Origin of the sequence: Clostridium sp. DL-VIII, from assembly GCF_000230835.1 — a bacterium.
Lineage (GTDB): Bacteria > Bacillota > Clostridia > Clostridiales > Clostridiaceae > Clostridium.
The window spans coordinates 4,292,900-4,315,997 of the sequence record NZ_CM001240.1 but is presented as its reverse complement, the minus strand read 5'-3'; the positions used below and the strand labels follow the sequence as shown (position 1 = coordinate 4,315,997).

21 protein-coding genes are annotated in these 23,098 nt (G+C 29.6%); 19 read left to right on the top strand and 2 right to left on the bottom strand.

The genetic code is table 11. From position 1 onward, the window contains the following. Positions 1 to 86: 86 nt before the first annotated feature. Positions 87 to 902 carry a nitroreductase family protein gene (locus CDLVIII_RS19905; RefSeq protein ID WP_009171272.1) on the bottom strand — a complete coding sequence of 272 codons (816 nt, stop codon included), beginning with the start codon at positions 900 to 902 and terminating at the stop codon, positions 87 to 89. A gap of 168 nt (positions 903 to 1,070) precedes the next feature. Between CDLVIII_RS19905 and CDLVIII_RS19900 the strand changes: the two genes are divergently transcribed. The 16 genes from CDLVIII_RS19900 to CDLVIII_RS19835 all read left to right on the top strand — a co-directional run bounded on the left by CDLVIII_RS19900 (position 1,071) and on the right by CDLVIII_RS19835 (position 17,423). Then, entirely contained in the window at positions 1,071 to 1,418 is a 348-nt protein-coding gene (locus tag CDLVIII_RS19900) for a helix-turn-helix domain-containing protein (protein ID WP_035301857.1), read from the top strand. Between the two features lie 270 nt (positions 1,419 to 1,688). Continuing rightward, the gene (locus CDLVIII_RS19895; RefSeq protein ID WP_009171270.1) at positions 1,689 to 2,486 is read left to right on the top strand and encodes a DUF692 family multinuclear iron-containing protein; all 798 of its coding nucleotides are present in this window, start codon (positions 1,689 to 1,691) and stop codon (positions 2,484 to 2,486) included. Between the two features lie 91 nt (positions 2,487 to 2,577). Beyond that, positions 2,578 to 2,844 (top strand): hypothetical protein, encoded by a 267-nt coding sequence (locus tag CDLVIII_RS19890; protein WP_050816279.1) that lies wholly within the window; start codon positions 2,578 to 2,580, stop codon positions 2,842 to 2,844. A gap of 449 nt (positions 2,845 to 3,293) precedes the next feature. After that, on the top strand, positions 3,294 to 4,517 hold the full coding sequence (locus tag CDLVIII_RS19885) for an MFS transporter (protein WP_009171269.1): 1,224 nt from the start codon (positions 3,294 to 3,296) through the stop codon (positions 4,515 to 4,517). A 141-nt stretch (positions 4,518 to 4,658) separates the two neighbouring features. Beyond that, a complete protein-coding gene (locus tag CDLVIII_RS19880; protein ID WP_009171268.1) occupies positions 4,659 to 5,678 on the top strand; it encodes a LacI family DNA-binding transcriptional regulator in 1,020 nt (339 codons plus the stop codon). A 263-nt stretch (positions 5,679 to 5,941) separates the two neighbouring features. After that, positions 5,942 to 7,192 carry an extracellular solute-binding protein gene (locus CDLVIII_RS19875; RefSeq protein WP_009171267.1) on the top strand — a complete coding sequence of 417 codons (1,251 nt, stop codon included), beginning with the start codon at positions 5,942 to 5,944 and terminating at the stop codon, positions 7,190 to 7,192. A 144-nt stretch (positions 7,193 to 7,336) separates the two neighbouring features. Further along, positions 7,337 to 8,200 (top strand): sugar ABC transporter permease, encoded by an 864-nt coding sequence (locus CDLVIII_RS19870; RefSeq protein ID WP_009171266.1) that lies wholly within the window; start codon positions 7,337 to 7,339, stop codon positions 8,198 to 8,200. Then, positions 8,197 to 9,021 carry a carbohydrate ABC transporter permease gene (locus CDLVIII_RS19865; RefSeq protein ID WP_009171265.1) on the top strand — a complete coding sequence of 275 codons (825 nt, stop codon included), beginning with the start codon at positions 8,197 to 8,199 and terminating at the stop codon, positions 9,019 to 9,021. Before CDLVIII_RS19870 ends, CDLVIII_RS19865 begins: the two co-directional genes overlap by 4 nt. Before the next feature lie 37 nt (positions 9,022 to 9,058). Continuing rightward, a complete protein-coding gene (locus CDLVIII_RS19860) occupies positions 9,059 to 10,699 on the top strand; it encodes an alpha-glucosidase (protein WP_009171264.1) in 1,641 nt (546 codons plus the stop codon). Between the two features lie 51 nt (positions 10,700 to 10,750). After that, positions 10,751 to 12,418, top strand: coding sequence for an alpha-glucosidase (locus tag CDLVIII_RS19855; RefSeq protein WP_009171263.1), 1,668 nt, complete (start codon positions 10,751 to 10,753; stop codon positions 12,416 to 12,418). A 556-nt stretch (positions 12,419 to 12,974) separates the two neighbouring features. Next, positions 12,975 to 14,255, top strand: coding sequence for a helix-turn-helix transcriptional regulator (locus tag CDLVIII_RS19850; protein ID WP_009171262.1), 1,281 nt, complete (start codon positions 12,975 to 12,977; stop codon positions 14,253 to 14,255). Positions 14,256 to 14,364: 109 nt separating this feature from the next. Continuing rightward, positions 14,365 to 14,526: a hypothetical protein gene (locus CDLVIII_RS31515; protein WP_009171261.1), complete on the top strand. Its 162-nt coding sequence runs from the start codon at positions 14,365 to 14,367 to the stop codon at positions 14,524 to 14,526. Positions 14,527 to 14,745: 219 nt separating this feature from the next. Beyond that, positions 14,746 to 14,910, top strand: a complete 165-nt coding sequence (locus tag CDLVIII_RS19845; protein ID WP_009171260.1) for an aspartyl-phosphate phosphatase Spo0E family protein — start codon at positions 14,746 to 14,748, stop codon at positions 14,908 to 14,910. Between the two features lie 81 nt (positions 14,911 to 14,991). After that, positions 14,992 to 15,150: a hypothetical protein gene (locus CDLVIII_RS31510; protein ID WP_009171259.1), complete on the top strand. Its 159-nt coding sequence runs from the start codon at positions 14,992 to 14,994 to the stop codon at positions 15,148 to 15,150. A gap of 275 nt (positions 15,151 to 15,425) precedes the next feature. Beyond that, a complete protein-coding gene (locus CDLVIII_RS19840) occupies positions 15,426 to 16,367 on the top strand; it encodes an AraC family transcriptional regulator (RefSeq protein ID WP_009171258.1) in 942 nt (313 codons plus the stop codon). A gap of 210 nt (positions 16,368 to 16,577) precedes the next feature. Next, positions 16,578 to 17,423, top strand: coding sequence for an SDR family oxidoreductase (locus CDLVIII_RS19835; RefSeq protein WP_009171257.1), 846 nt, complete (start codon positions 16,578 to 16,580; stop codon positions 17,421 to 17,423). A gap of 362 nt (positions 17,424 to 17,785) precedes the next feature. Here the strand turns inward: CDLVIII_RS19835 and CDLVIII_RS19830 are convergent, their stop codons facing one another. Continuing rightward, complete coding sequence (locus tag CDLVIII_RS19830) at positions 17,786 to 18,646, bottom strand: hypothetical protein (RefSeq protein ID WP_009171256.1); 861 nt, start codon at positions 18,644 to 18,646, stop codon at positions 17,786 to 17,788. Between the two features lie 29 nt (positions 18,647 to 18,675). On the opposite strand from CDLVIII_RS19830, the gene CDLVIII_RS19825 reads away from it, so the two are divergent. From CDLVIII_RS19825 to CDLVIII_RS19815, 3 genes are all read left to right on the top strand, one after another. Further along, on the top strand, positions 18,676 to 19,905 hold the full coding sequence (locus tag CDLVIII_RS19825) for an IS91 family transposase (RefSeq protein ID WP_009170364.1): 1,230 nt from the start codon (positions 18,676 to 18,678) through the stop codon (positions 19,903 to 19,905). A gap of 15 nt (positions 19,906 to 19,920) precedes the next feature. Next, a complete protein-coding gene (locus tag CDLVIII_RS19820; RefSeq protein WP_009168857.1) occupies positions 19,921 to 20,115 on the top strand; it encodes a hypothetical protein in 195 nt (64 codons plus the stop codon). A gap of 404 nt (positions 20,116 to 20,519) precedes the next feature. Then, positions 20,520 to 22,685 carry a YhgE/Pip domain-containing protein gene (locus CDLVIII_RS19815; RefSeq protein WP_009171255.1) on the top strand — a complete coding sequence of 722 codons (2,166 nt, stop codon included), beginning with the start codon at positions 20,520 to 20,522 and terminating at the stop codon, positions 22,683 to 22,685. Positions 22,686 to 23,098 lie beyond the last annotated feature (413 nt).

Genomic DNA, 23,098 nt, shown 5'->3' with positions numbered 1-23,098 from the left:
CAAATCATAATTTTCAAAAATATTTATAATTTCTAGTGAAGATATCAACTTAAGGCAAATAAAATTTGAGTTATTTTGTTTAAAAATCATTTATTGATAAATCTTACATTTAAGGGATTTCTGTCAACTAGTTTCTTGTATTTATATCTTGGGTAACCAACCATAATAGCTCCCGTAATAACTGTGTCTTCAGGGATATTAAATAGAGAAATTAGTGGCAAATGATTAGAAAATGCACAAAATTCAAATAATCCAGCCCAGCAAGAACCAAGTCCAATAGTAGTTGCATATAGTTCAGCGTAAGTAAGCTCTGAAATAGTGTTTTCTCTACCTTTTTCAAAGTTTTTTGGAGCTGTTGCGATTATAAGATGAGGAGCGTTACGTAAGATTGAATCTATTCCATAAGTTCTATAGTTTTGTACATGTCTTGAAAAACTCCAATGATGAGAAGGTGTTTCTAATTGTTTTTCCATCCATTCAACTATAATTTTAGTGGCCTTTTCTAATATATTCTTACTTTCTACAATAATATAGGAGATGGCTTGACTGTTGCTAGCAGTAGGTGCATAATGCGCAATATTAGTTAATTCTAATAGTTTTTCCCTAGGTACTGAAGCATCTTTATAACAACGTATTGAACGCCTCGATCTAAGAAAATGTTCTGCTGTTTTTGAATTTATAACTGGAAAGTTATCTATATCAGTTTGATTAGTTATAGGTGATTTTATATTATCTAGTGCTTCATTAGGACATACAGCAACGCATTGTCCACAAGCAATGCAGTTATTAGCATTAATGACTTTAGGACCAGTTTTGTCGATAGATAAAACGCTTGAAGGACATACACTTGCACAAATTCCACATTTAATACATTTTGATTGGTTTACATTAATTAAATTCATTGAATTTCACTCCTAATTAGTTAACAATTTTTACATCGCATTCAAGTTCCTGTGATATAATATAATTTATATGATTGCGGTAATATTAACAAGTACGCACTTTTTAGGAACATGGTTACTATTTGTATACCATAATTAGTGTTTGAAGATATATGAGGTGGATTATAAATGATGGAATTTAAAGGTATTCAATATAATTGTTCTATGGAGCTAACATTAGATATAATAGGTGGTAAATGGAAAAATCTTATTATTTGGAATCTAGGGAAAAAAACTATGCGTTTTAATGAGTTAAAAAGAAGTTTACCTAATATTACACAAAAAATGTTAACTCAACAGCTTAGAGCTCTAGAAGAAAGACAGCTTATAAATAGAGTTATTTATAACCAAGTACCTCCAAAAGTGGAATATTCACTTACGGATTATGGAATAAGTCTTTTGCCAATTTTAAATGACTTATGTAAATGGGCAATTAACTATTCTAATTTAATTACGTGTAAAACTGAAGTGAAATAATTAAATAAGTTAAAAATTATTATATAGATAAACAAATCAAGTTTTTAATTTGTTTATCTATATTTAGTTAATGTATAATTCTATAAAAACTAAAACATATTTTGTAGATTTGAAGTAGTAAATGATAAGAAAGAAGTTCTTTGAAAATTGAATAATACGGTTTTAAATGTTATGATATAATAAACTTATATTACATAAAATGGTTTATAAGTCAATTATAGTAGCGATATAGTTGAATACATTTCAAGTACATGAAGGGAGAATATTGATATGGATATTGGATGTAACTGGTCAAAAGCTTTGAAAATTCTTATTGAGAAAGATTCAGTAAAAATCGATTATATTAAATCATTTGGATATGGAAATTTTGATAATGATTTTAAAACGATGCGTTCAATGAGGCCTATTTTAGTACATGGGTTGGGTTATTTTGAAAATACAGGAATGAATGACATAGAAAAGATTAATTTTAATTCTGCAAATAGTATTATAAAAAAGTGCGATTCACCTCATTACGGCCTCCATCTTGCTATAAGGTCTAAGGATATGTTTGAAGGAATGAGTGAAGAGGATATATACAAACGTATGTCTGAACAAATTCAGTTTTTTAAAAAGAATTTATCAGTACCATTATTGCTTGAAAATTCACCAGATACACCACATGATCGCAAGGTATTTGATCTCTATCCGTATATAATGCCAGAACAAATTTGTAAAATAATAATTGAAAATGACGTATCTTTTTTACTTGACATAACACATGCAAAGCTTACAGCAAAATATAGGGGATGGGATGTTTATGATTATATTGGAAAGTTACCACTTGATCATGTTATAGAAATTCATACAAATGGTTCAGGCTATGATACAGATGGTTTTCCAATGGATACACATCAGGCTATGGAGGAAGAAGATCACAAATTGTTGGAGTGGGTTCTTAAACGAGCAAATCCTAAAATAGTTACATTGGAGTTTAATGAAGTAGAAACAGACGATTATGATAAAGTCATTGATTCATTAGAGAACCAACTAAATAGAATACACAGCATATGTAATTCTAATAAGTAAACGGATAGTAAATACTTAAAATAGAATACTAAATTATTACCATATTATTCAATAAAAAGTAATTATGCATACGATTGACGGGTATAATTATATGATGAGTTTAAACCAAAAAGAGATTGCTAGAATATGTTTAAAACATTCCTATCCAATACAAGATGTAAATACTTTTTTTGGAAAATTTGATTGCACAGAAGAACAAAAGGTTTTCTTGTCACGCTTTATAAATAATACGGTATATGATGATTATGATCGATTAATACAATTGTGTGATTGCAATGTATACACATTGTTGCCAAATGTAATAGAAAATTGTAAAAATATAAAAAGTATTATTTTTATAAAAAAGAGCGCAAATTAGTCTTATAAACGTTATCATAAGCAAATATAAAACAATAAGCTTTTTTTCAAAATTAAATAAGGATATGATTGTGCTAAAATTATTATAGATGTGTTATAGATATTTAGAGAATGAAATAGATTTATATATAGAATAATTATATCTATTTAAGTTAAACTTTTGTGTGTATCTATACTAGAAATCATATACATTTTTGTGAAGCAGGCATTTGAAATTGAGCTACTGAAGGTTCTTAATGGAAGCTCGTTCCATTTATTGCTTGTCACGAACTTGTTTCGGGAACATGCAGAAATGGATGCGAGCTTGCATTTAGAACTTTCCAGCAAAAATTTCATAAGTCCTGTGGAATAAAAATGTATGTGATTTCGGTAAGCTACCGCATAAGTTTAATTTTAAAGCTGGATATCTATATATTTATGAGCATAGGATAAAGTTTGGAGTGAATAATTATGAGTTATATTGAAAAGGGCACCAGAGAATTTCGCTTAACTAGTATGGCGTTATTTGCTGGTGGCTTTAATACTTTTGCGATTATGTATAGTACGCAGCCGCTTATGCCATTTTTATCTAAAGAATTTGGGATATCTCCTACGGTTGCAAGTTTATCATTATCAGTTACTACTTGTACTTTAGCAATAAGCATGTTGCTTTTTGGCTCAATATCAGAGGTACTTGGACGTAAGCCCATTATGTGCTTTTCTATTTTTGCCACATCAATACTTGCGGTATTATCTGCTTTTGCTCCTAATTTCAGCAGCTTACTTATTATAAGGTGCCTGCAGGGATTTGTTTTGGCTGGATTACCGGCTATAGCTATGGCTTATATAAGTGAAGAAGTTGATAAATCAAGTTTGGGAATGGTAATGGGTTTATATATAAGCGGTAATTCTATTGGAGGAATGAGTGGACGTATTATAATAGGTGTTATTACTGACTTCTTTAACTGGAGATTGGCTTTAGGCTGTATTGGCCTTCTTGGACTTGTGGCTAGTTTTTTATTTTGGGCTAAGCTGCCTAAATCAAGGCATTTTGAAGCAAGAGCTTTTGAAATTAAAAAGCTTATAAAGTCTAGTGGTAATCATTTAAAGAATCCTAAATTACTTTGTTTATACTGTATTGGATTTTTAATTATGGGAAGCTTTGTATCCTTATATAACTACATTGGTTATCAATTAGTTGAGCCTCCATATAACTTAAGTCAGACTCTAGTTAGTTTTATTTTTGTAATATATATTGTAGGAACTTTCAGCTCTACATTTATGGGACGTTTGGCAGATAAATATGGACAATATAAAATTTTGTGTGTTTCTCTATTTATAATGTTACTTGGTATATGCATAACTTTAAATGGAAGTTTATTTTTGAAAATTATAGGAATAGCAGCCTTAACCTTTGGCTTTTTTGCAAGTCATTCAATTGCCAGCAGCTGGATTGGTAAAATATCAATCCACGATAAAGCACAGTCATCATCGCTGTATTTATTGTTTTACTATGTTGGATCTAGTATAGGTGGGACTGCTGGGGGAAGATTTTGGTCTTCATATGGCTGGAGCGGAGTAGTGGGAATGATTTCAGCATTTCTAATAGCCGCACTCATAATTCTATTTGTCTTGTCAGCAATTATAAAGCATACAGACTATAATAAGATAAAGGCACATGGATTAAAAGTATAAATAATAAAATATATATGAAGAACCCATAAGAATTCAAAATTTGGATTTTTGTGGGTTGTTTAATATAAAAAATATAGACAGGTAAATTTTAGCATGATATAATAAATGTACTTAAACGTTTACTGAAAAGAGGAACATACTATGGATACTAAAATTACTAGACCAACAATTAAAGATGTCGCGCGTCAAGCCAATGTTTCTGTAGCTACAGTTTCTAGAATTATAAATAATTTAGATGGATATTCTGAAGAAACACGTAAGAAAGTAAATAAAGTTATGGAAGAGCTTGGGTACCAAAGAAATGCTATTGCAAGAAATCTAAAAATTAAAGAAACTCGTACTATTGGAGTGTTACGCCCTAAAATAAGTACTACATATTATGTAGAGATTTTAAATGGAATAGAAGATTTTGCACAAGTTAATAATTATAGTGTTATAATCTGTAATGCCGGAGATAATTGGGACAGGATGTCAGAATATCTTAGGGTACTATCAGAAAGACAAGTAGATGGGCTAATTGTCTGCAGTATACCACCTGAAGAGAATTTGTGTAAACAAATAATAGATTCCAATATTCCAACTGTTTTAGTTTCGGCATTATCATATAGATATTCATTGCCATATGTTAAGGTTGATGATTATCAGGCGGCTTACTCGGCAACATGCTATTTAATTGAAAATGGCCACAAAGAAATAGCTATAATAGCAGGACCTAGTGAAGATCCCATAGCAGGAACTCCACGTTTAAATGGATTTTTACAAGCACTAAAAGATCATAAAATTTCTGTAAATGATAAACTCATTAAAAAGAAGGGGTTTGGCTTTATGGATGGAGTTGAAGGTATGGAGGAACTCTTTAAGAACAATGAAAAATTCACAGCAGTTTTTGCAGTTTCTGATGATTGTGCAGTTGGTGCATTATCAGTAGCACATAAAAGAGGACTCAAAGTACCAGAGGATATATCTATAATAGGCTATGATAATACAAATATAGCTGAGATGTCATACCCGCCTTTAACAACAGTAGCACAGCCCCTATATAATATGGGAGAAAAATCTGTTGAAATGTTAATTAAAAGAATTTCTTCTAATGAAAAAGTTGAAAGTATAATAATGCCTTTTGAAATTATAGAAAGAGAAACAGTGAGAAAAATAGAATAAGAAGCTATCATAAGAGACTAGGATATTTTATTAATAATATTAAATATAAAATCATGAAAATATATTACAAGTTTATGTTTAGAATTTTAGTTTAAGGACTTGTGATATAATTTTTAAATTCAACGTAAACGATTAAGTTAAATTTAAGAAAAAAGCTATTAAACTATAAATTTTAGATTGTTATATCTGAAAATTATATAGTTAATATAACAATTAGACTTAGGTAATCGTATACTTAAAGTTATAAAATAGGAGGAAGAGAAATGAATAAAAAATTAAAGTTATTAGTATCAATTTCTATTAGTACAATACTTGGATTTTCATTGTTAGCAGGATGTGGAGGGAAAACAGATACTGCTAACAATGGAAAAGTAAAATTGGAATTATTTTCGACCAAGCCAGAAAACAAAACAATATTGCAGTCATTGGCAAGTGAATTTCAAGAGAAAAATCCTAATATCGAAATTTCAATTAATTCACCTGCAAATGCTGGTACTGTTTTAAAAACAAGACTTGCAAAAAGTGATATGCCTGATTTAGTAGCTATAGGTGCAGATGTAAACTATGGGGCGCTAGTAGAGGCAAATGCTCTTGAGGATCTTACTAATGATAGCGTTATTGAAAATATACAAAAGCCATATTTAGATATGCTTCATGGCATAGCAAGTAATGATAATGGAAAAATATATGGAGTTCCATATGCAACAAATGCTGATGGTGTTTTATACAATAAGGATATATTTTCGAAGCTTGGATTACAAATTCCTAAAACATGGGATGAATTTATGCAGGTGTCTAAAAAAATTAAAGATTCCGGTCAATTACCATTATATTTAACACTTAAAGATGCATGGACTGGAATGTGTTTCTGGAATGTTATAGCTAGTGATTTAGAACCTGATAATTTCTTAGCTGATAAAAAAGCAGGGAAAACAACTTTTGAAGCTACCCATGGAGAAATAGTGGACAAGATGGAGACCATAGGAACTCTTGGTCAGGAAGATATATTGGGAGTTTCCTATAATGATGGTAATGCAGCCTTTGCACAAGGTAAATCAGCAATGTATTTACAAGGCAACTGGGCTATTAGTGAAATAAAAAAAGCAAATCCTAATATGAATATAGGTATGTTCCCATTACCTGCAAGTAATGATTCATCTAAAAATAATATAGTGTCTGGTATAGATGTGTTATTTGGAATAACAAGTAAGTCAAAACATTCTGATGAAGCAAAAAAATTCATAGAATTCATGACTGAAAAAGAAAATGCTCAAAAATATATAAAAGATCAATTCGCATTTTCTGCAGTTAAAGATGTGACACAAGATGATGAGAGTGTAGCAGATGTGCAAGAAAGCTTTAAAAATGGGAAAATTGGTGCTTTCCCTGATCACTACTATCCAAGTTCATTTGATGCAGCAAGTTTAGTTCAAGGATTTTATAGTAAAAAAGATAAAGCTGAATTTTTAAAACAACTTGATACTGAGTATGATAAAGCAAATAGTAAGCAATAAATAAGAGAAGAAATAAAAAGTATAGGAATGTCTTAAAACTATAATTCATTCTTAATGTTTTCAATTAACTGATTTTAGGACAGCCTATGCTGAATTTTAAGAATAATTATTTATAATTATGAAAATAATAGGAGGCTGAAAATTTTGAAAAAGAAAAAAGCTTTTTATATTATGACTATACCAGCAGTTTTGTTATTCTTTATATTTCATACATTATCCCTTTTAGAAGGTGTATTTTATAGTTTTACCAATTCAAAAGGATATGGTGATTGGAGTTTTGTTGGATTAAAAAACTATATTGCAGTATTTCAAGATAGTAATGTTATGCATGCGTACATTTTTACTTTCAAATTTGCAATTATAACTACAATTATAGTAAACATACTAAGTCTTTTAATTGCTGTAGGTCTAAACTCAAAAATAAAATTTCAAAATACTTTAAAGTCAATATATTTTATTCCTAATATACTAGGAACTTTAATAGTAGCATTTATATTTAATTTCGTATTTGCGCATGTGATTCCGAATATTGGGGAAACGATGAATATCGCTGCACTTAGTAAGAATATTTTAGGTGATGAAAAGCTTGCGTGGCTTGGAATAGTATTTGTAGCAGCATGGCAATCAATAGCATTTAATACAATTATATATTTATCCGGACTTCAGACAATTGATACAGATGTTTATGAAGCCTGTGATATTGACGGTGCTGGCTCATGGCAAAGATTTAAGAGTATAACATTCCCCTTAATAGCACCCTTCTTTACTATAAACATGGTTTTATGTATGAAAGGATTTTTAATGGTATTTGACCAAGTTGTAGCTATGACAGGAGGAGGACCGGGAACTGTTACCCAATCAATATCCTATGTTATTTATAATGGAGGATTTAACCAAGGAAGTTTCGCATATCAATCTGCAAATGCTGTTATTTACTTTATTGTAATTGTAGCAATATCATTATTCCAGCTTAGAGTCCTTGAAAAGAGGGAGGAAAAGGTACTATGAAAAGAAACAAGAACAATTGGATAGTAACTATATTGATGATAGCAGGAGCGGTGATAACTATAATATTTCCACTGTATCTTACAATATTAATAGCTATAAAATCACCACAAGACATGGTGCCAAGTGCTTTATCATTTCCTAAATCATTTCGTTTTGAGAATTTTACAGATGCCATTGAAATGACAAATTTCTTTTCTGCTTTAAAAAATAGTTTAGTAATAACAATTTCTGTATTAATTCTTACTATACTTTCGAATTCTTTAGTGTCATATGCTATAGCTAGAAATAGAAAGAAAAAGTTTTTTAATGCTCTTTACTATTATTTTTTAAGTGCTATGTTTGTGCCATTTCCAATAATTATGCTGCCTCTTGTAAAGCAGGTAAATATGTTAAACATGGACAATATTATAGGAATAATATGCTTATATGTCGTCTTTGGATTGCCCTTTAATATATTTTTATACTCCGGCTATATTAAATCAATTCCAATTTCACTTGAAGAAGCGGCAACAATAGATGGAGCATCTACATTTCAAGTATTCTGGAAGATTATTTTTCCTTTATTAAAGCCTATTAACGCTACAGTTGCGATTACAACTTGCTTGTGGACATGGAATGATTTTATGCTTCCACTTGTAATATTAGGTAAGCCAGAGATGGCTACATTGCCTTTAGTTCAATATGTATTCCAATCTCAATTTGCTACAAATTATAATTTAGCTTTTGCATCGTATTTATTAGCGTTATTACCAATATTTATAGTATATATATTTGCACAAAAATGGATAAGAAATGGAATTGTGACAGGAGCAGTTAAGTAATTAAAAAAATAAATAATAATGAAAAGGAGAAAAAGCTGTGGAGAAAAAGTGGTGGAAGGAAAGTGTGGTTTATCAAATATATCCAAGGAGTTTTTATGATTCTAATGGAGATGGAATTGGAGACTTAAGAGGAATTATAAACAAGTTAGATTATCTAAAAGAGTTAGGAATTGATGTAATATGGCTATCGCCAGTATATAAGTCACCTAATGATGACAATGGATATGATATAAGTGATTATGAAGATATAATGAATGAATTTGGAACAATGAAAGATATGGAGGAGCTTATTAAAGAAGGTAAAAAGAGAGGAATAAAAATTCTTATGGATTTGGTTGTTAATCATACTTCTGATGAACATAAGTGGTTTATTGAAGCTAAAAAATCAAAGGATAATCCTTACAGGAATTTTTACATATGGAGAGATCCGGTAAAGGGTGAGGAACCTAATGATTTAAAGTCAACATTTAGCGGCAGTGCGTGGAAATATGATGAAGTTTCAGGACAATATTATTTACACTTGTTTAGCAAAAAGCAGCCTGATTTAAATTGGGAAAATGCAGAAATGAGGAATAAAATTTACGATATGATGAATTTTTGGATTAATAAAGGTATAGGCGGATTCAGAATGGATGTCATCGAACTTATAGGTAAAATTCCAGATAAAAAGATAAAGGAGAATGGCCCTAAACTGCATGAATACATTAAAGAAATGAATAAGAAAACTTTTGGAGGAAAGAATTTATTAACTGTTGGAGAAACCTGGGGATGTACTCCAGAGGTCGCTAAACAATATTCTAATCCTAATGAAAGTGAGCTTAGCATGATATTTCAATTTGAACATATTTCATTAGATCAACAGCAGGGTAAAGAAAAATGGGATTTGAAGCCATTGGAATTATTAGATTTAAAGAAAACATTATCTAAATGGCAAGTTGAATTAGAAGGGGCAGGATGGAATAGTTTATTTTGGAACAATCATGATGTGCCAAGAATAGTTTCAAGATGGGGAAATGATAAGGAATATAGAATAGAAAGTGCTAAAATGTTTGCAACATTATTACATGGAATGAAGGGAACTCCATATATATATCAAGGTGAGGAACTTGGTATGACAAATATAAGATTTGAAAATTTAGAGGATTATAGAGATATAGAAACTATAAACATGTACAATGAAAGAAAGAAACGCGGTTACAGACATGAGGATATAATGATGTCTATTTATATGAAAGGCAGAGATAATGCACGTACTCCAATGCAGTGGGATGATAATGAAAATGCAGGATTTACAAGTGGAGAACCTTGGATAAAAGTAAATCCTAATTACAAAGAAATAAATGCTAAATCACAATTAGAAGATGAAAATTCTATATTCAATTATTATAAAAAGCTAATAAAAATTAGAAAATCTAATCCTGTAGTTGTTTATGGAAAATATGAATTGATTTTAGAAGGAAGTGAAGAAATATTTGCATATACAAGAACCTTAGAAAATGAGATGCTGTTAGTTATATGTAATTTTAAAGAAACTAAGACAACCTTTATGCTTGAAAAGAAATTTGAATTTAAAGCTAAGGAGCTTTTAATTTCAAATTATAATGCAGATGTAAATAATCCGATAGATAATATAGAGCTTAGACCATATGAAGCTAGAATTTATAAGTTGATATTATGAAAAATAAAATAGTAGAAATTAAGCAAAGAATTTTGTAGGAGGTTTTATATCATGAAAAAATGGTGGCATGACAAAGTAGCATATCAGATATATCCAAAAAGTTTCTGCGATTCTAATGGTGATGGAATTGGTGATTTAAGAGGAATTATAAGCAAACTTGATTACTTAAAGGAGCTAGGAATAGATATAATTTGGTTATCTCCAGTATATTGTTCGCCAATGGTAGATCAAGGTTATGATATTTCTGATTATTATAATATTGATTCAAGATTTGGTACCATGGATGATATGGAGGAGTTACTAAAGCAGGCTAAAGCTAGAGATATGCATATATTACTGGATTTAGTTATAAATCATTGTTCAGATAAACATGAATGGTTTAAAAAAGCATTGGAAGATCCAGAAGGGGACTATGCAGAGTATTTCTATATTCGTGAAGGAAAAGGGAATAAACCGCCTTGTAATTGGCGTTCTTACTTTGGAGGAAGCGTATGGGAAAAGATACATGACACAAATAAATATTATCTTCATTCGTTTGCAAAAGAACAGCCAGATTTAAATTGGGAAAATCCTAAATTAAGAAATGAAATATATAAGATGATAAACTGGTGGCTTGAAAAAGGATTATCTGGTTTTAGAATAGATGCCATTATTAATATAAAAAAGAATTTAAGTTTTCAAGATTTTCCTGCTGATGGTGAGGATGGACTTTGCAGCATAACGAAGATGCTAGAAACTGTAGACGATATCGGAGATAGATTAAGTGAATTAAAGAAAGAGACCTTTAAGAAATTTGATGCTTTTACTGTAGGAGAAGTATTTAACAGCAAAGAAGAAGAGCTGCATAAATTTATAGGAGAAGATGGTTACTTTTCTACCATGTTTGATTTTGAACTTGAGCTTTTAGGAAAAAGTAAAAAAGGCTGGTATGACAATAAAGCTTTTACACCAAATGAAATAAGAGAAGCTATTTTGTATAGCCAGGCAAAAACTATGGATATAGGATTTAAGGCTAATATTATTGAAAATCACGATGAACCACGAGGAGTAAGCAGATACATTGAAGAAAAAGATTTAAATGATGCAAGTAAGAAAATGCTTGGAGCAATATCTTTAATGCTGAGAGGAATACCATTTATTTATCAAGGGCAAGAACTGGGAATGACAAATAATAAATTTAGCTCTATAGAAAAATTTGATGATATTGCAACAATAGATCAATATAATGTAGCCATTGAAAAAGGATATGGTAAAGAAGAAGCACTAAAAATTATAAACACTTTTAGTAGAGATAATGCTAGAACTCCATTTCATTGGGATGATAGTGAAAATGCAGGCTTTACAACTGGAGAGCCTTGGCTTAAGGTTAATAAAAACTATAAAGAAATTAATGCAAAAGCGCAGCTTGAAGATGAAGATTCCATATTTAATTTTTATAAGGAGCTTATAGCTTTAAGAAAATCTGAGGAATTTAAAGATACAATTGTATACGGAAAATTTAAACCTGCATTAGAAAATCATGATAATTTATTTGCTTTCTATAGAGAAGGCTCAGATAAAAAATTAATGTTACTTGCAAATTATCAACATGAAGAGCAAGAAGTTGAGCTATCTGAAGTATGTAGAAAAGTGCTGCTTAATAATTATAAGGAAATAAATAAAAAGGATGGAAAGATAATATTAAAGTCATATCAAGTAGTTGTTTTGGAAATAGTATAAATTATTTAAGGTAAATATAGGCAAAATAATAAAATATTGTAGTATAATAAGGATAGACTATTTATATATATATATATATTGCAATTGGCAATGCACAGTAATTACTAATTGTGCACTGTAAATTTTTAATTGCAAAATATATATTTAAGATAGAGTCTATCCTTATATTATGCTCTAATAATTAAGAATAGAAGATGTCGGATATATTAAATATTTATATTTTATTATATAAATTAAAAGTTAAGAAGAACTTAAAAGACATTTTTATTCATTAAACGGCAGAATAAAACGTCTAAAAAATAGAATAAAAGAGCATTTTGTTCTTAATGAATCTTTAGTAATATAAAGTAGGGAATTTATTTTTACGAGAAAAATAAATTATTTAATAATTAAAACGTTATGATATTACAGATAGAAGAGAGCTAAAAATTAATGCTTGACGATAATTAAATTCTAGTTATAAAAGTTTGTATAACATAAATTGAATTTTAGTACATAGCATGTCGAAGATTCTTTTGATTTAGTTTCTCTATTAGATGTAGAAAGGGGAAACTAAATGTTTGATAATGAGATCGTTGCACCTGGTGAAAAATTAAAGAGAATAAGAAAAATACTTCACATAACCCAGGAAGAGTTATCAAAAGATATTTGTTCAAAAAATAACATAAGTTTAATTGAAAATGGAAAACAAAAGATATCTCCTAGTTTAGCAAATGCAATTTCTAAGAAATTTAATGAGGCTGCAAAAGAAAAAAGAGGAATAGATATTAAATTGATTACTGCAGATTTTTTAATGAAGGATGAAAATGAACAGGCAAACGATATCTTTAAAGATGTTATAGCTGAGTTAAAGAAAATTGAAGCAATAAATTTATTTGAACTAAAGTTTCTTAAAGCAGAAGATATAATAAAAAATTATAATGTTACAGATGAAAATAAAATAGAATTATATAGATTAGCGGCTGATTTTTACTATTATAAGCATAAATATTCTACAAGTGACATAATGTGTGATATTGCATTAAAGATATGTATTGATGCAAAAAAGATTGAAGAAGAAGCTAATTTATATGTGTATAAATCTAGAAATAATATATTTAGTGATAAGCACCTTCATGCATTGCAGCAATTAGGTTTTGCAGAAGAATTAAACAATAGTATAGTCAACGATGAACTTTCCATAATGATACTTTATCATAAGGCACTGGCATATAAAAAGCTAGGCCAATATGATACTGCTTTAAAGTACTTTAAAAAACTAAAAAAATTTGAAATAAAAAATCAAAAGATTCTACTAAAAATAAAAATGGTATATGCCAATTGTTTAAATGAACTACATGAATTTGAAGAAGCTGAAAAAGAATATTTTGAAATATTGGATATTAATAACAAAGATTTTGTGGGACTAGCCTATAGAAATTTAGCAGAGCTGTATTTCTATAAAAAAAGATATAAAGATGCAGCAAAATATATAAAGGATGCTATGGTATATTTAATAGATAATAAAAAAAATTACCTTAATGATGCTCTATATATTGCAGGAAAAACACTTAGATATATTAATGAGGATGTTGAAATATATCTCTTACAGGCCTTAGAGATATGTGAAAGAGATGATAGAGAGAATTTAAAATTAATTCAGAACATAATAAATGAATTAATATTGCTTTATATAGAAAGAGAAGATGAAAAAAATATAAACTTAATAGTAGCAAAAGCAAAAGAGTTAAATATAGATTGTAATCTGATTTATGCTGAGTTAATAAAGTATTACAGATATAGAAATGATGAAAAAAGCATCTATTTTAATAATAAATTAATTAATAAACTTAAATAAATTTATTAAAAAAGTAAAAAAAAGAAAAAATAATCGCAAATTTCATTATTATTCTACATTGTAAAGGCAGAAATTGTAGGTAGAACTTTACTTTTAAGGAGGTGATTTTATGAAAAAAGTTATGATAGCAGTAATAGCAGCAACAATGCTATTATCTACTACTGCTTTTGCTTCAACAAAGCCAGCAAATGTAAATAGTACTAATGCTAAGTCAATATCCATTGTAAGCCATTTTACAGGAATTCATATTCTTACATGTGATCCATATTAATAAAAATAATAGAATTAAAAACAGAAAAATAATCTAAAAAAGTATGAAAAAATCAAGTGAATTTATCCAAGTTCACTTGATTTTTTGTTATTTTACAAATATTAGATACAGCAATATAATTTATTAAAGCATTAAGCATTTAAAATAAATAAACAGAGATAGTATTACAATTATCTATAATTATTTCATACTATTATAAAGGAAATGGGGGAGTTAGAATTGAAAAATAATGAAGCTATTTCTGAGCTTAATCAAGTTATGGAAAGAACTAGGACAGAATTGCATAAGACTATTGAAATATATGGATTGAGTTCTAAAGAAGTAGTAACAGCTAGTCAAAATTTAGATACATATATAAACATGATGATAAAAATAGAAGTCTAATTTTGAAATAAATAAAAAGAAAATTAAAATAACTCATTGAGTTTTGTATGATGAACGAAGTGAAAGGAATGGATATTAAATATGAAAAATATATTAGCAATAATTATATATAAATTGTTAGTTAAATATTGTGAAAGTCATGAAGATAGTTGTGAAAACTGCATTTTTAAGAATACTAAATCTGAATGTATGTGCATAGCAAATGTACCTATAGAATGGAGTAAGCCCAAAATAAAATAATGCAATAAATGAAAAAATAAAATTTTTGAATTCTGCCAGGTTAAAAAAGAATAAGAAACAATATATTAATGTTGATTTTTAGTGTATAATAATTTAAATAACGAATAATGAATAAATTGGAATTGCGAGTCTTAAGCAATTCCTTTTTGCATATCAAATATTATTAAGTATATGAAGAAATTAAGCTTAAATTTTTGAAGAATTTCTTATAAAATATACATATAAAAAGGATTTATTTTAATAATGGTAACTACTAGAAAGGACTTATTTTAATAATGGTAACGACAAATAATTATTTAATGTCAATGGATAATGAAAAAGCACTTAAAGATGAAATGGAAAAGTTATCACAGCTAATTGGTATTTATGCTCCTCATGATGGCGGTTTTAGTTTGAATATACCAGGAATATATGTTGGGCGAGATTCTAAAATAGATGTAGATATTATGAAAAATTTCTACATGCCTTCTATTGGAATTATTGCCCAAGGTACAAAAACAATTATGGCAGGGAAGGAGATTTATCAGTGCGATTATACACATATGCATTTCATACCAATTGCTTTGCCAGTATCTCTTCGAACTACAGATGCAAGTTCTTCTAAACCATTCCTTGGTATAAGGATGGAATTGGATGCTAAGAGAATTGCAGAATTAGTAATGAAAGTATATCCTAAAGGATTACCTTCTGTTCACAAGTGTAGTTCAAGTTATGTAACTCAAACAGATGTAAATATTGTAAATGCAATGAGGAGAATGCTCGAATGCCTGCAAAAGACTGATGATGCAGAGCTTATTGTACCATTAATCATAGATGAGATTTTAATACGGCTTTTAAAGAGTCCTATTGGTGTTCATATTGCTGAAATAGGGCTAAGGGATTCGGATATACAGCAGGTTACAAAGTCAATTAATTGGCTGCGGGAGAACTTTGCACAAACAATGAAGGTTTCGGACTTAGCAGAGCTAGTACATATGAGTATATCTTCCTTTCATGAACACTTTAAAGCAGTAACGTCCATGAGTCCGCTTCAATATCAAAAAGTATTGCGTCTTCACGAAGCAAGACATCTTATGTTATCAAAGAATATAAATGCAGCAACTGCCAGCCAGTTGGTAGGGTATTTAAGTGATTCTCAATTTAATCGGGATTATAGCAGTTACTTTGGAGATCCTCCTAAGAGAGATATTGCAAAGCTGCGTCAATTAGCACAATAATAGAAATCGCCAAAGAGAGATACAGATATCAGCAATAAAGAGTAAAATTTTAATATTGGAGAATTAAGCAAGAATTAAAAATGAATAGGCAATTTTTATAAAAAACTTAGGGTATACTAAACTTAATAGTTAACTGGAAAGAAGGTATTAATTAAACACTTTCAATTCTATGTAAACTAGTATTTCTTATGGTTTAAGGAGGAGTTTAATATGCGTATTTTTGTTACAGGAGCAACTGGATATATAGGTTCGGCAGTTGTACAAGAATTAATTAATGCTGGACATAAAGTCATTGGGCTTACCCGTTCAGATAATGGTGCTAAGATGCTTGAAAAAGTTGGAGCTGAAGCACATTTCGGTTCACTTGAGGACCTTGAATGTCTTCGCAAAGGTGCTTCAATTGCAGATGGTGTCATTCACTTGGCATTTAGACATGATTTTGCAGATTTTGCAGGTTCACTTGCTATTGATTTAAAAGTAATAGAGACAATAGGAGAGGTACTTGAAGGTACTGGAAAACCATTTATAACTACTGCTCATGCTAATGGAGCCGCTTCTGATAATGCAACCTTGAATTTGGCAAATAAGGGAGTTAGAGCATCTGTTGTAAGTCTCTCACCAGCAGTTCATGGTGAAGGTGATAAGCACGCCTTCATACCTATATTAATCGATATTGCTAGAACAAAGGGTGTCTCTGCCTATGTGGGAGATGGGTCTAACCGTTGGCCGGCTATACATAGACTTGATGCAGCTAAACTTTATAGACTTGCATTAGAAAAAGCGCCTGCAGGTTCAAGCCTTTTTGGGCGGGCTGAAGAAGGAGTACGATTTTATGACATTGCAGAGACTATAGGTAAACAATTAAACTTGCCGGTAGTAAGTATTTCACGTGAAGAAGCAGAGGTACATTTCGGTTTTCTTGGGATCTTAGCTTCTCTCGATATTCCAAGTGCAATGCCAGCTAGCAGTGCACAAACAAGGGAACTTTTAGGATGGGAACCTGAGCACTTAGGCTTAATTAAGGATATAGAACAGGGTCATTATTTTAACAAGTGATTTGAAAATTAAAGATATATAAGTTGCAATAATAACATTACATTATAATTAATCGTATAAATGCAAACAGTAATTATGAACTGTAACCTCTTTAATGCAACTTATATAGACAGAAAAAAGTAAAAATTATTATAGGATTTTAATTCATGAAAAATAAAAAAAGGAGTAACCATAAATTGGTTATTCCTTTTACTCATAAAATTATTAATCATGCATAAAATTCCACCCTTGCTTACATTAGATTTAAAATAGACCTTTGTTCATAATATAGTATTACCAAATATGTTGTGACTTATAACAAGAATTTATTTAGGCACTATAAAATAAATAACAAGTCCCTTTGCAAGGCTATTTTGGACTCGTTATTTATTTTCATGCGCCTTATTTTCAGATCTTGGATTCTCCCAATTTAATGAATAAACTAATAACATTTTAGGATTATCAACTATCACTTCAATTTCGCTATTATCTGGAAAACTATAGTTTTTGGTTTCTAATGCTAAGCGGCTGTCTGTAGAAGGAAACTTTTCGTAAATCACAGAAGAGGTTCTATATTCTTTATTGATTTTAAGTGTTAATGTAAGTTTTTTTGTAGGTTCAACTATTGTTGTTGAAAAAGAAGGGGTGGCTTTCATTTCTTTATCATTTAATTTAAATATAAGGGTTAGATTAATGATTTCACCTTTTTTAAACTTTTTGCCAAAATAGACTTCAAATTGTTGATAGGAATCCCTTCTCGTTGTTAAAAAAATTTTATGATTTGAATCTGAGCTGGTGATAATAGGAGTATTATCACCAGTCCAATTATATTTATCATGAAATCTATCAGTACCTTTACGTAAGATGATTTTATATTTCTTTGTATAAGTTATGTCCTCAGGATTATTATATTCATATGTGAGCTTCTTCTCCAGAAAGATATAATCAAAATCTGTATCTAAATAAAAATTATGAATAGGGCTGAACTTTTTATATATTACTAAAGCTAGCAAAGTAACTGTAGCAGCAGAAGTAATAGCAATTATTACTGCATAAGGTATCAAATATTTGTTATTAAGAGAAATTGAATGGGTTGCCAGACCAGATAGTCCACCAAGTACAAAGAAGAATAAATAGTTAATTAAATCATATATTCCTTTGCTAAGAGCACTTTCTAGTGCTCTTTTTATTGTATAGGAAAGTATAAAAATCGCGCTTGCTGAAAGCGCGGTGTAGACTTGCATTAGGAAAATATATGTGGTAAATTGATGAAATGATTAAGAGTAAATTAAGAAGAATATTAGAGGAAAATTGGAATGAATTTTATAAAAGATATAAAAACAGAATTAGACCTAGTGTTATTGCAGAAGTAAAAAAAGTTATGAAATGCAAGGATATAAGTAATGGTTATATTGAATTAAAATGTAAGGAATGTGGCGAAATAAAGAAAGTTGGGTTCACTTGTAAAAGTAGATTTTGTACATCATGTGGAAAGGTTTATGTTGATAATTGGGTTAATGGAATGCTGGGAAAATTAATAAATGTAAAGCATAGACATATGGTATTTACAATACCAGAGGAACTTAGAAATTACTTCGGAAGAGAAAGAGATAGGCTGAAGTTACTTCCGCAATGTGCAGCTAAAGCTGTTACGAGTTGGATGTATAAGCAAAATAAAAAAGAAGAATTTATACCTGGAATTATAGCAGTTATACATACTTTTGGACGAGATTTAAAGTGGAATCCCCACGTCCACATGATGGTTACAGAAGGTGGAAAGGGCAAGCTAACTACCTGGAGAAATTTTAAATATTTTTCGTATGAAGCATTAAGAAAGAGATGGCAAAAAATATTATTAGATGAAATAATAAAAAGAGAAGGAAATAAAGATAGTTTTAAACGATTAAAGAACAAAATATATAAAAATAATAAAGATGGATTTTATGTTCATGCTAAAAATGAAATAAAATCAGCAAAGATAGCTGCAAAATATATTGGAAGATATGTTGGACGACCTGCGATAGCAGAATCAAGAATAATTGCGTATGATGGTGAAAGTGTAACATTTAAATATAAAAGACATGAAGACAATAAAGAAATAATAGAGAAAGTGTCAGTCTTTGAGTTTATAAAAAAAGTTATAATACATATACCAGACAAGAATTTTAAAATGGTGAGATATTTTGGACTGTATTCGAGGAGATGTAAGGATAAAGATCAATTTATCAAGATGATAGATAAGAAAATAATACAAATTAAGAAATCAATAGAAAAGTGGGAATATCGAATTCTTGCGTCTTTTGGGGTAGATCCATGCAAATGTTCTAAATGTGGTGGTAAGATGAGATTTAATGATATAGTGTATCCACGATACGGCTCGATGCGAGAATATTTTAAAGATAAATTTATAAGTGAAGGGAAAGAAAAATTAGAAAACATCCTGGAAATATATGCAATTGCAAAAGGAGTACTATATGGTAAAATAAAGCCGACAACAACATAGTTGGAGGGATGTTAAGTGAAAGATATAATACCATATAAATGTTTAAATTGTGGAATAACAGAAAATATACCTAGGGAGGTTGTAGAATACTTTGATGAGATGGATCAAAGTAATATAGATGAACCGCCTTGTTTTTCATGCGAAAAATGTGGCGGAGTTATGAGACCTAAAGAATACAATGGGGTATATGGCAAAAGTTATAAACTATAAGAAGAAAACCATAGAGGAACAGCAATCTCTATGGTTTTTAATTTAACTAATAATAATTTCTCCGAAGGAGCGTGTCGCAGACACTTTTGTTCTGCTTTCTAACATTTGATAACCTCCATAAATACATAGCTTTTGTAAATTTTATTAGCGAAGATTTTCAAATATGCCAAAATACTTCGTTATACTGCTCAAAAACTTTATTTTTATAACTAAATTTATTTTATTTGGCCTTAGCGGATAGCCTTCTGTCTTAAAAGATGAATTATTTAATACTGTAAGGGAAACATAAGTTTAGAATCGGGTCTATTATAAAATTTGCTGACGCAGTATGACACAAAATATGCAAGCATACTGGTCTGTTATTTTTTTGATTGTGCCTTAAGAAGGGAAGTATACAAAAGGTTATGAGTACAATATTTAAAATCTATAAAAGAGATATAAAAAGGATAATAACGAATATTCCTCTTATGTGTATAATAGCGGGTCTTCTTTTGGTACCTGCATTATACGCATGGATTAACATAATAGCTTCCTGGGATCCTTATGGAAATACTAAAGGTTTGTTAGTGGCAGTAGTAAACAATGATAAAGGTGCTGAATTTAAAGGAATGGAAATTAATATTGGTGATGAAGTAATTGATAAACTAAGGGATAATGAAAGTATTGGCTGGACTTTTGTTGATCAAAATGAGGCGGAAAGTGGAGTGAAATATGGAAGGTACTATGCAAGTATAACAATGCCTGAAGATTTCTCGAACGACCTTCTCTCTTTGGCAGTAAGTGGAGAGCCTAATAAGGCTGATTTAATTTATTCAGTTAACGAAAAAATCAATGCTATAGCTCCTAAGATCACAAAAAGTGGACTAACCACTTTGCAAAGCGAAATAACCAGTTCTGTTACTGAAGAAGTAAGCGGTGCAGTGCTTAATTATATGAGCGCGTATGGTATTGTACTAGAACAGCTTAAACCAGAGCTAAAAGAGTTTATGAATATATTAAGTGATATAGATAGTAATCTTCCTCAAATTGGTAAAAATATAGATAATGCTTATAATGGAGCCGTAGATATGAATAAGTTCATAAAAAATCTCCAGGAGAATATACCTAACATAACTAATTCGCTTAATGACGCGCAAAATGTAATTAAATCTAGTAATGATTTTTTTAGTAAGTTTAATAGCACAATAAAGAGTATATCTCCATACATAAAAATAGATTTAGCTGAAGTAAAGGCTAATGGAGAAGCAGCTAAAAATAATCTTAACAGGATTAATAATTCTATAGATACAGCGGTTAAAGGTCAGCAGGATGATTTAAAATCTGCAACTGATAATATAAATAGTGCAATAGCTCTTATTAATAATGATATAAATATACTTAAATCTGTAAATAATATTTTACATAGTGATATATTATCTAATTTTATAAGCAAAATAGAAAATATTAGAGATCAACTAGTTCAAAATAAATTAAGTTTAGATGCTTTGGAAGCTGTACTAAGTAATGGGAATAAGCTTTCTTCTGATGCAGTAAATTCATTAATACAAAATATAGATAAAACCTCACAGCTTATAGATGACTCAATAAGTAATTTTGACAATGTTATTTCCCCAGAAATAAATAGCTTGATAGATAATACTACAGCTATGGCTAATAATTCATTAACGCTTTTGGAAAATGCAAAAAATAATATTCCTCTCATAAATAATTTACTAAAGGATGCTGATATTGGTACGGACCTTGGAGGAGCAGAAATTAAAAATATTAAAGATAAATTCCCAAAGGCAGAGGATATAATCCACAGCAATGTTGAAAGGTTTAAAAATTTAGACGACGACCAAAAATTTAACGAACTTGCAAGTCTTCTACAAAAAAATCCGGAGAATGTAAGTGACTTTTTAGCAAATCCAATAGAGCTTGTGCAAAACAGAATATTTCCTATACCCAATTATGGATCTGCTATGACTCCATTTTATAGCACTCTTGCAATTTGGGTTGGCGGCTTTACATTGCTTTCTATATTATCTACACATGTAGAGAACTTAGAAGGTGTTAAGAAACTAGGAACGACTAAAAAATTTTTTGGCAGGTATTTAACCATTGCTACTCTGTCATTACTTCAAACTTTTATTATTGTTTTAGGAAACCTTATTTTCATTAAAACTTATGCTGTAAGTCCAATGATATTTTCAATATTTTCTCTGTATGTAGGCTTGGTATTTAGCATGATAATCTATACTTTGGTTTCTGTATTTGGAAACGTTGGTAAAGCCTTAGCACTTGTTATAATGGTACTTCAAGTTTCTGCCTCAGGAGGAACCTTTCCTATACAGCTTACACCTAAATTTTTTCAAAATATAAGTCCAATGCTGCCTTTTACTTATGCTATAGGAGGCATGAGAGAAGCAGAAGGAGGAATTGTCTGGAGTTCTTTATATTATGATACAGGAATTTTAGCTATATATTTTTTCATATCCATAATAATCGCTGTATTTCTAAAGGAAAAGGTAAATAAGAAATCAGAAAAGTTTATTAGTAAGATGAAGGAAAGCGGATTAGTTGGAGAGTAAAAATAAATCGCAGCTTTAGAAGATATAAAAAGGAATTTAATTTATAAAATATAGTAGCTATGCAAAATGTTATAAATAATAGGGCGGAATAATATAAAATTTGTAAAATATGAAGTATAATGAAGATAGAATATTTAGAGATAATTGTTCTATCTTTTTTATATTTGGGAGGTTTATTCACTAAGGTTAAAGTGATGATTATGTTTATAATTGGAAGTTGCTGGTGCGACTTGATAAAATAAAAATTCTAAACAAGGTTTAGGATAATTAAGGGTGAACCATATCATAAATAAAGGATAATAAGTAAAATAAACTTGATAGAATAATAAAATCAATAAGAATCGTAAAAAAATAGTAGCTTCAAAATTGCGTGAAAGGCTATTATTTTTTTGAGATTTTTTATATAAGAATCA

Coding starts and splice junctions, on each gene's coding strand:
- CDLVIII_RS19830 (WP_009171256.1), bottom strand. CDS start 18,646: ATGCAAGTCTACACCGCGCTTTCAGCAAGCGCGATTTTTATACTTTCC.
- CDLVIII_RS19890 (WP_050816279.1), top strand. CDS start 2,578: ATGATGAGTTTAAACCAAAAAGAGATTGCTAGAATATGTTTAAAACAT.
- CDLVIII_RS19835 (WP_009171257.1), top strand. CDS start 16,578: ATGCGTATTTTTGTTACAGGAGCAACTGGATATATAGGTTCGGCAGTT.
- CDLVIII_RS31510 (WP_009171259.1), top strand. CDS start 14,992: ATGAAAAATATATTAGCAATAATTATATATAAATTGTTAGTTAAATAT.
- CDLVIII_RS19905 (WP_009171272.1), bottom strand. CDS start 902: ATGAATTTAATTAATGTAAACCAATCAAAATGTATTAAATGTGGAATT.
- CDLVIII_RS19825 (WP_009170364.1), top strand. CDS start 18,676: ATGATTAAGAGTAAATTAAGAAGAATATTAGAGGAAAATTGGAATGAA.
- CDLVIII_RS19900 (WP_035301857.1), top strand. CDS start 1,071: ATGATGGAATTTAAAGGTATTCAATATAATTGTTCTATGGAGCTAACA.
- CDLVIII_RS19885 (WP_009171269.1), top strand. CDS start 3,294: ATGAGTTATATTGAAAAGGGCACCAGAGAATTTCGCTTAACTAGTATG.
- CDLVIII_RS19850 (WP_009171262.1), top strand. CDS start 12,975: ATGTTTGATAATGAGATCGTTGCACCTGGTGAAAAATTAAAGAGAATA.
- CDLVIII_RS19875 (WP_009171267.1), top strand. CDS start 5,942: ATGAATAAAAAATTAAAGTTATTAGTATCAATTTCTATTAGTACAATA.
- CDLVIII_RS19865 (WP_009171265.1), top strand. CDS start 8,197: ATGAAAAGAAACAAGAACAATTGGATAGTAACTATATTGATGATAGCA.
- CDLVIII_RS19880 (WP_009171268.1), top strand. CDS start 4,659: ATGGATACTAAAATTACTAGACCAACAATTAAAGATGTCGCGCGTCAA.
- CDLVIII_RS19855 (WP_009171263.1), top strand. CDS start 10,751: ATGAAAAAATGGTGGCATGACAAAGTAGCATATCAGATATATCCAAAA.
- CDLVIII_RS31515 (WP_009171261.1), top strand. CDS start 14,365: ATGAAAAAAGTTATGATAGCAGTAATAGCAGCAACAATGCTATTATCT.
- CDLVIII_RS19895 (WP_009171270.1), top strand. CDS start 1,689: ATGGATATTGGATGTAACTGGTCAAAAGCTTTGAAAATTCTTATTGAG.
- CDLVIII_RS19815 (WP_009171255.1), top strand. CDS start 20,520: ATGAGTACAATATTTAAAATCTATAAAAGAGATATAAAAAGGATAATA.
- CDLVIII_RS19840 (WP_009171258.1), top strand. CDS start 15,426: ATGGTAACGACAAATAATTATTTAATGTCAATGGATAATGAAAAAGCA.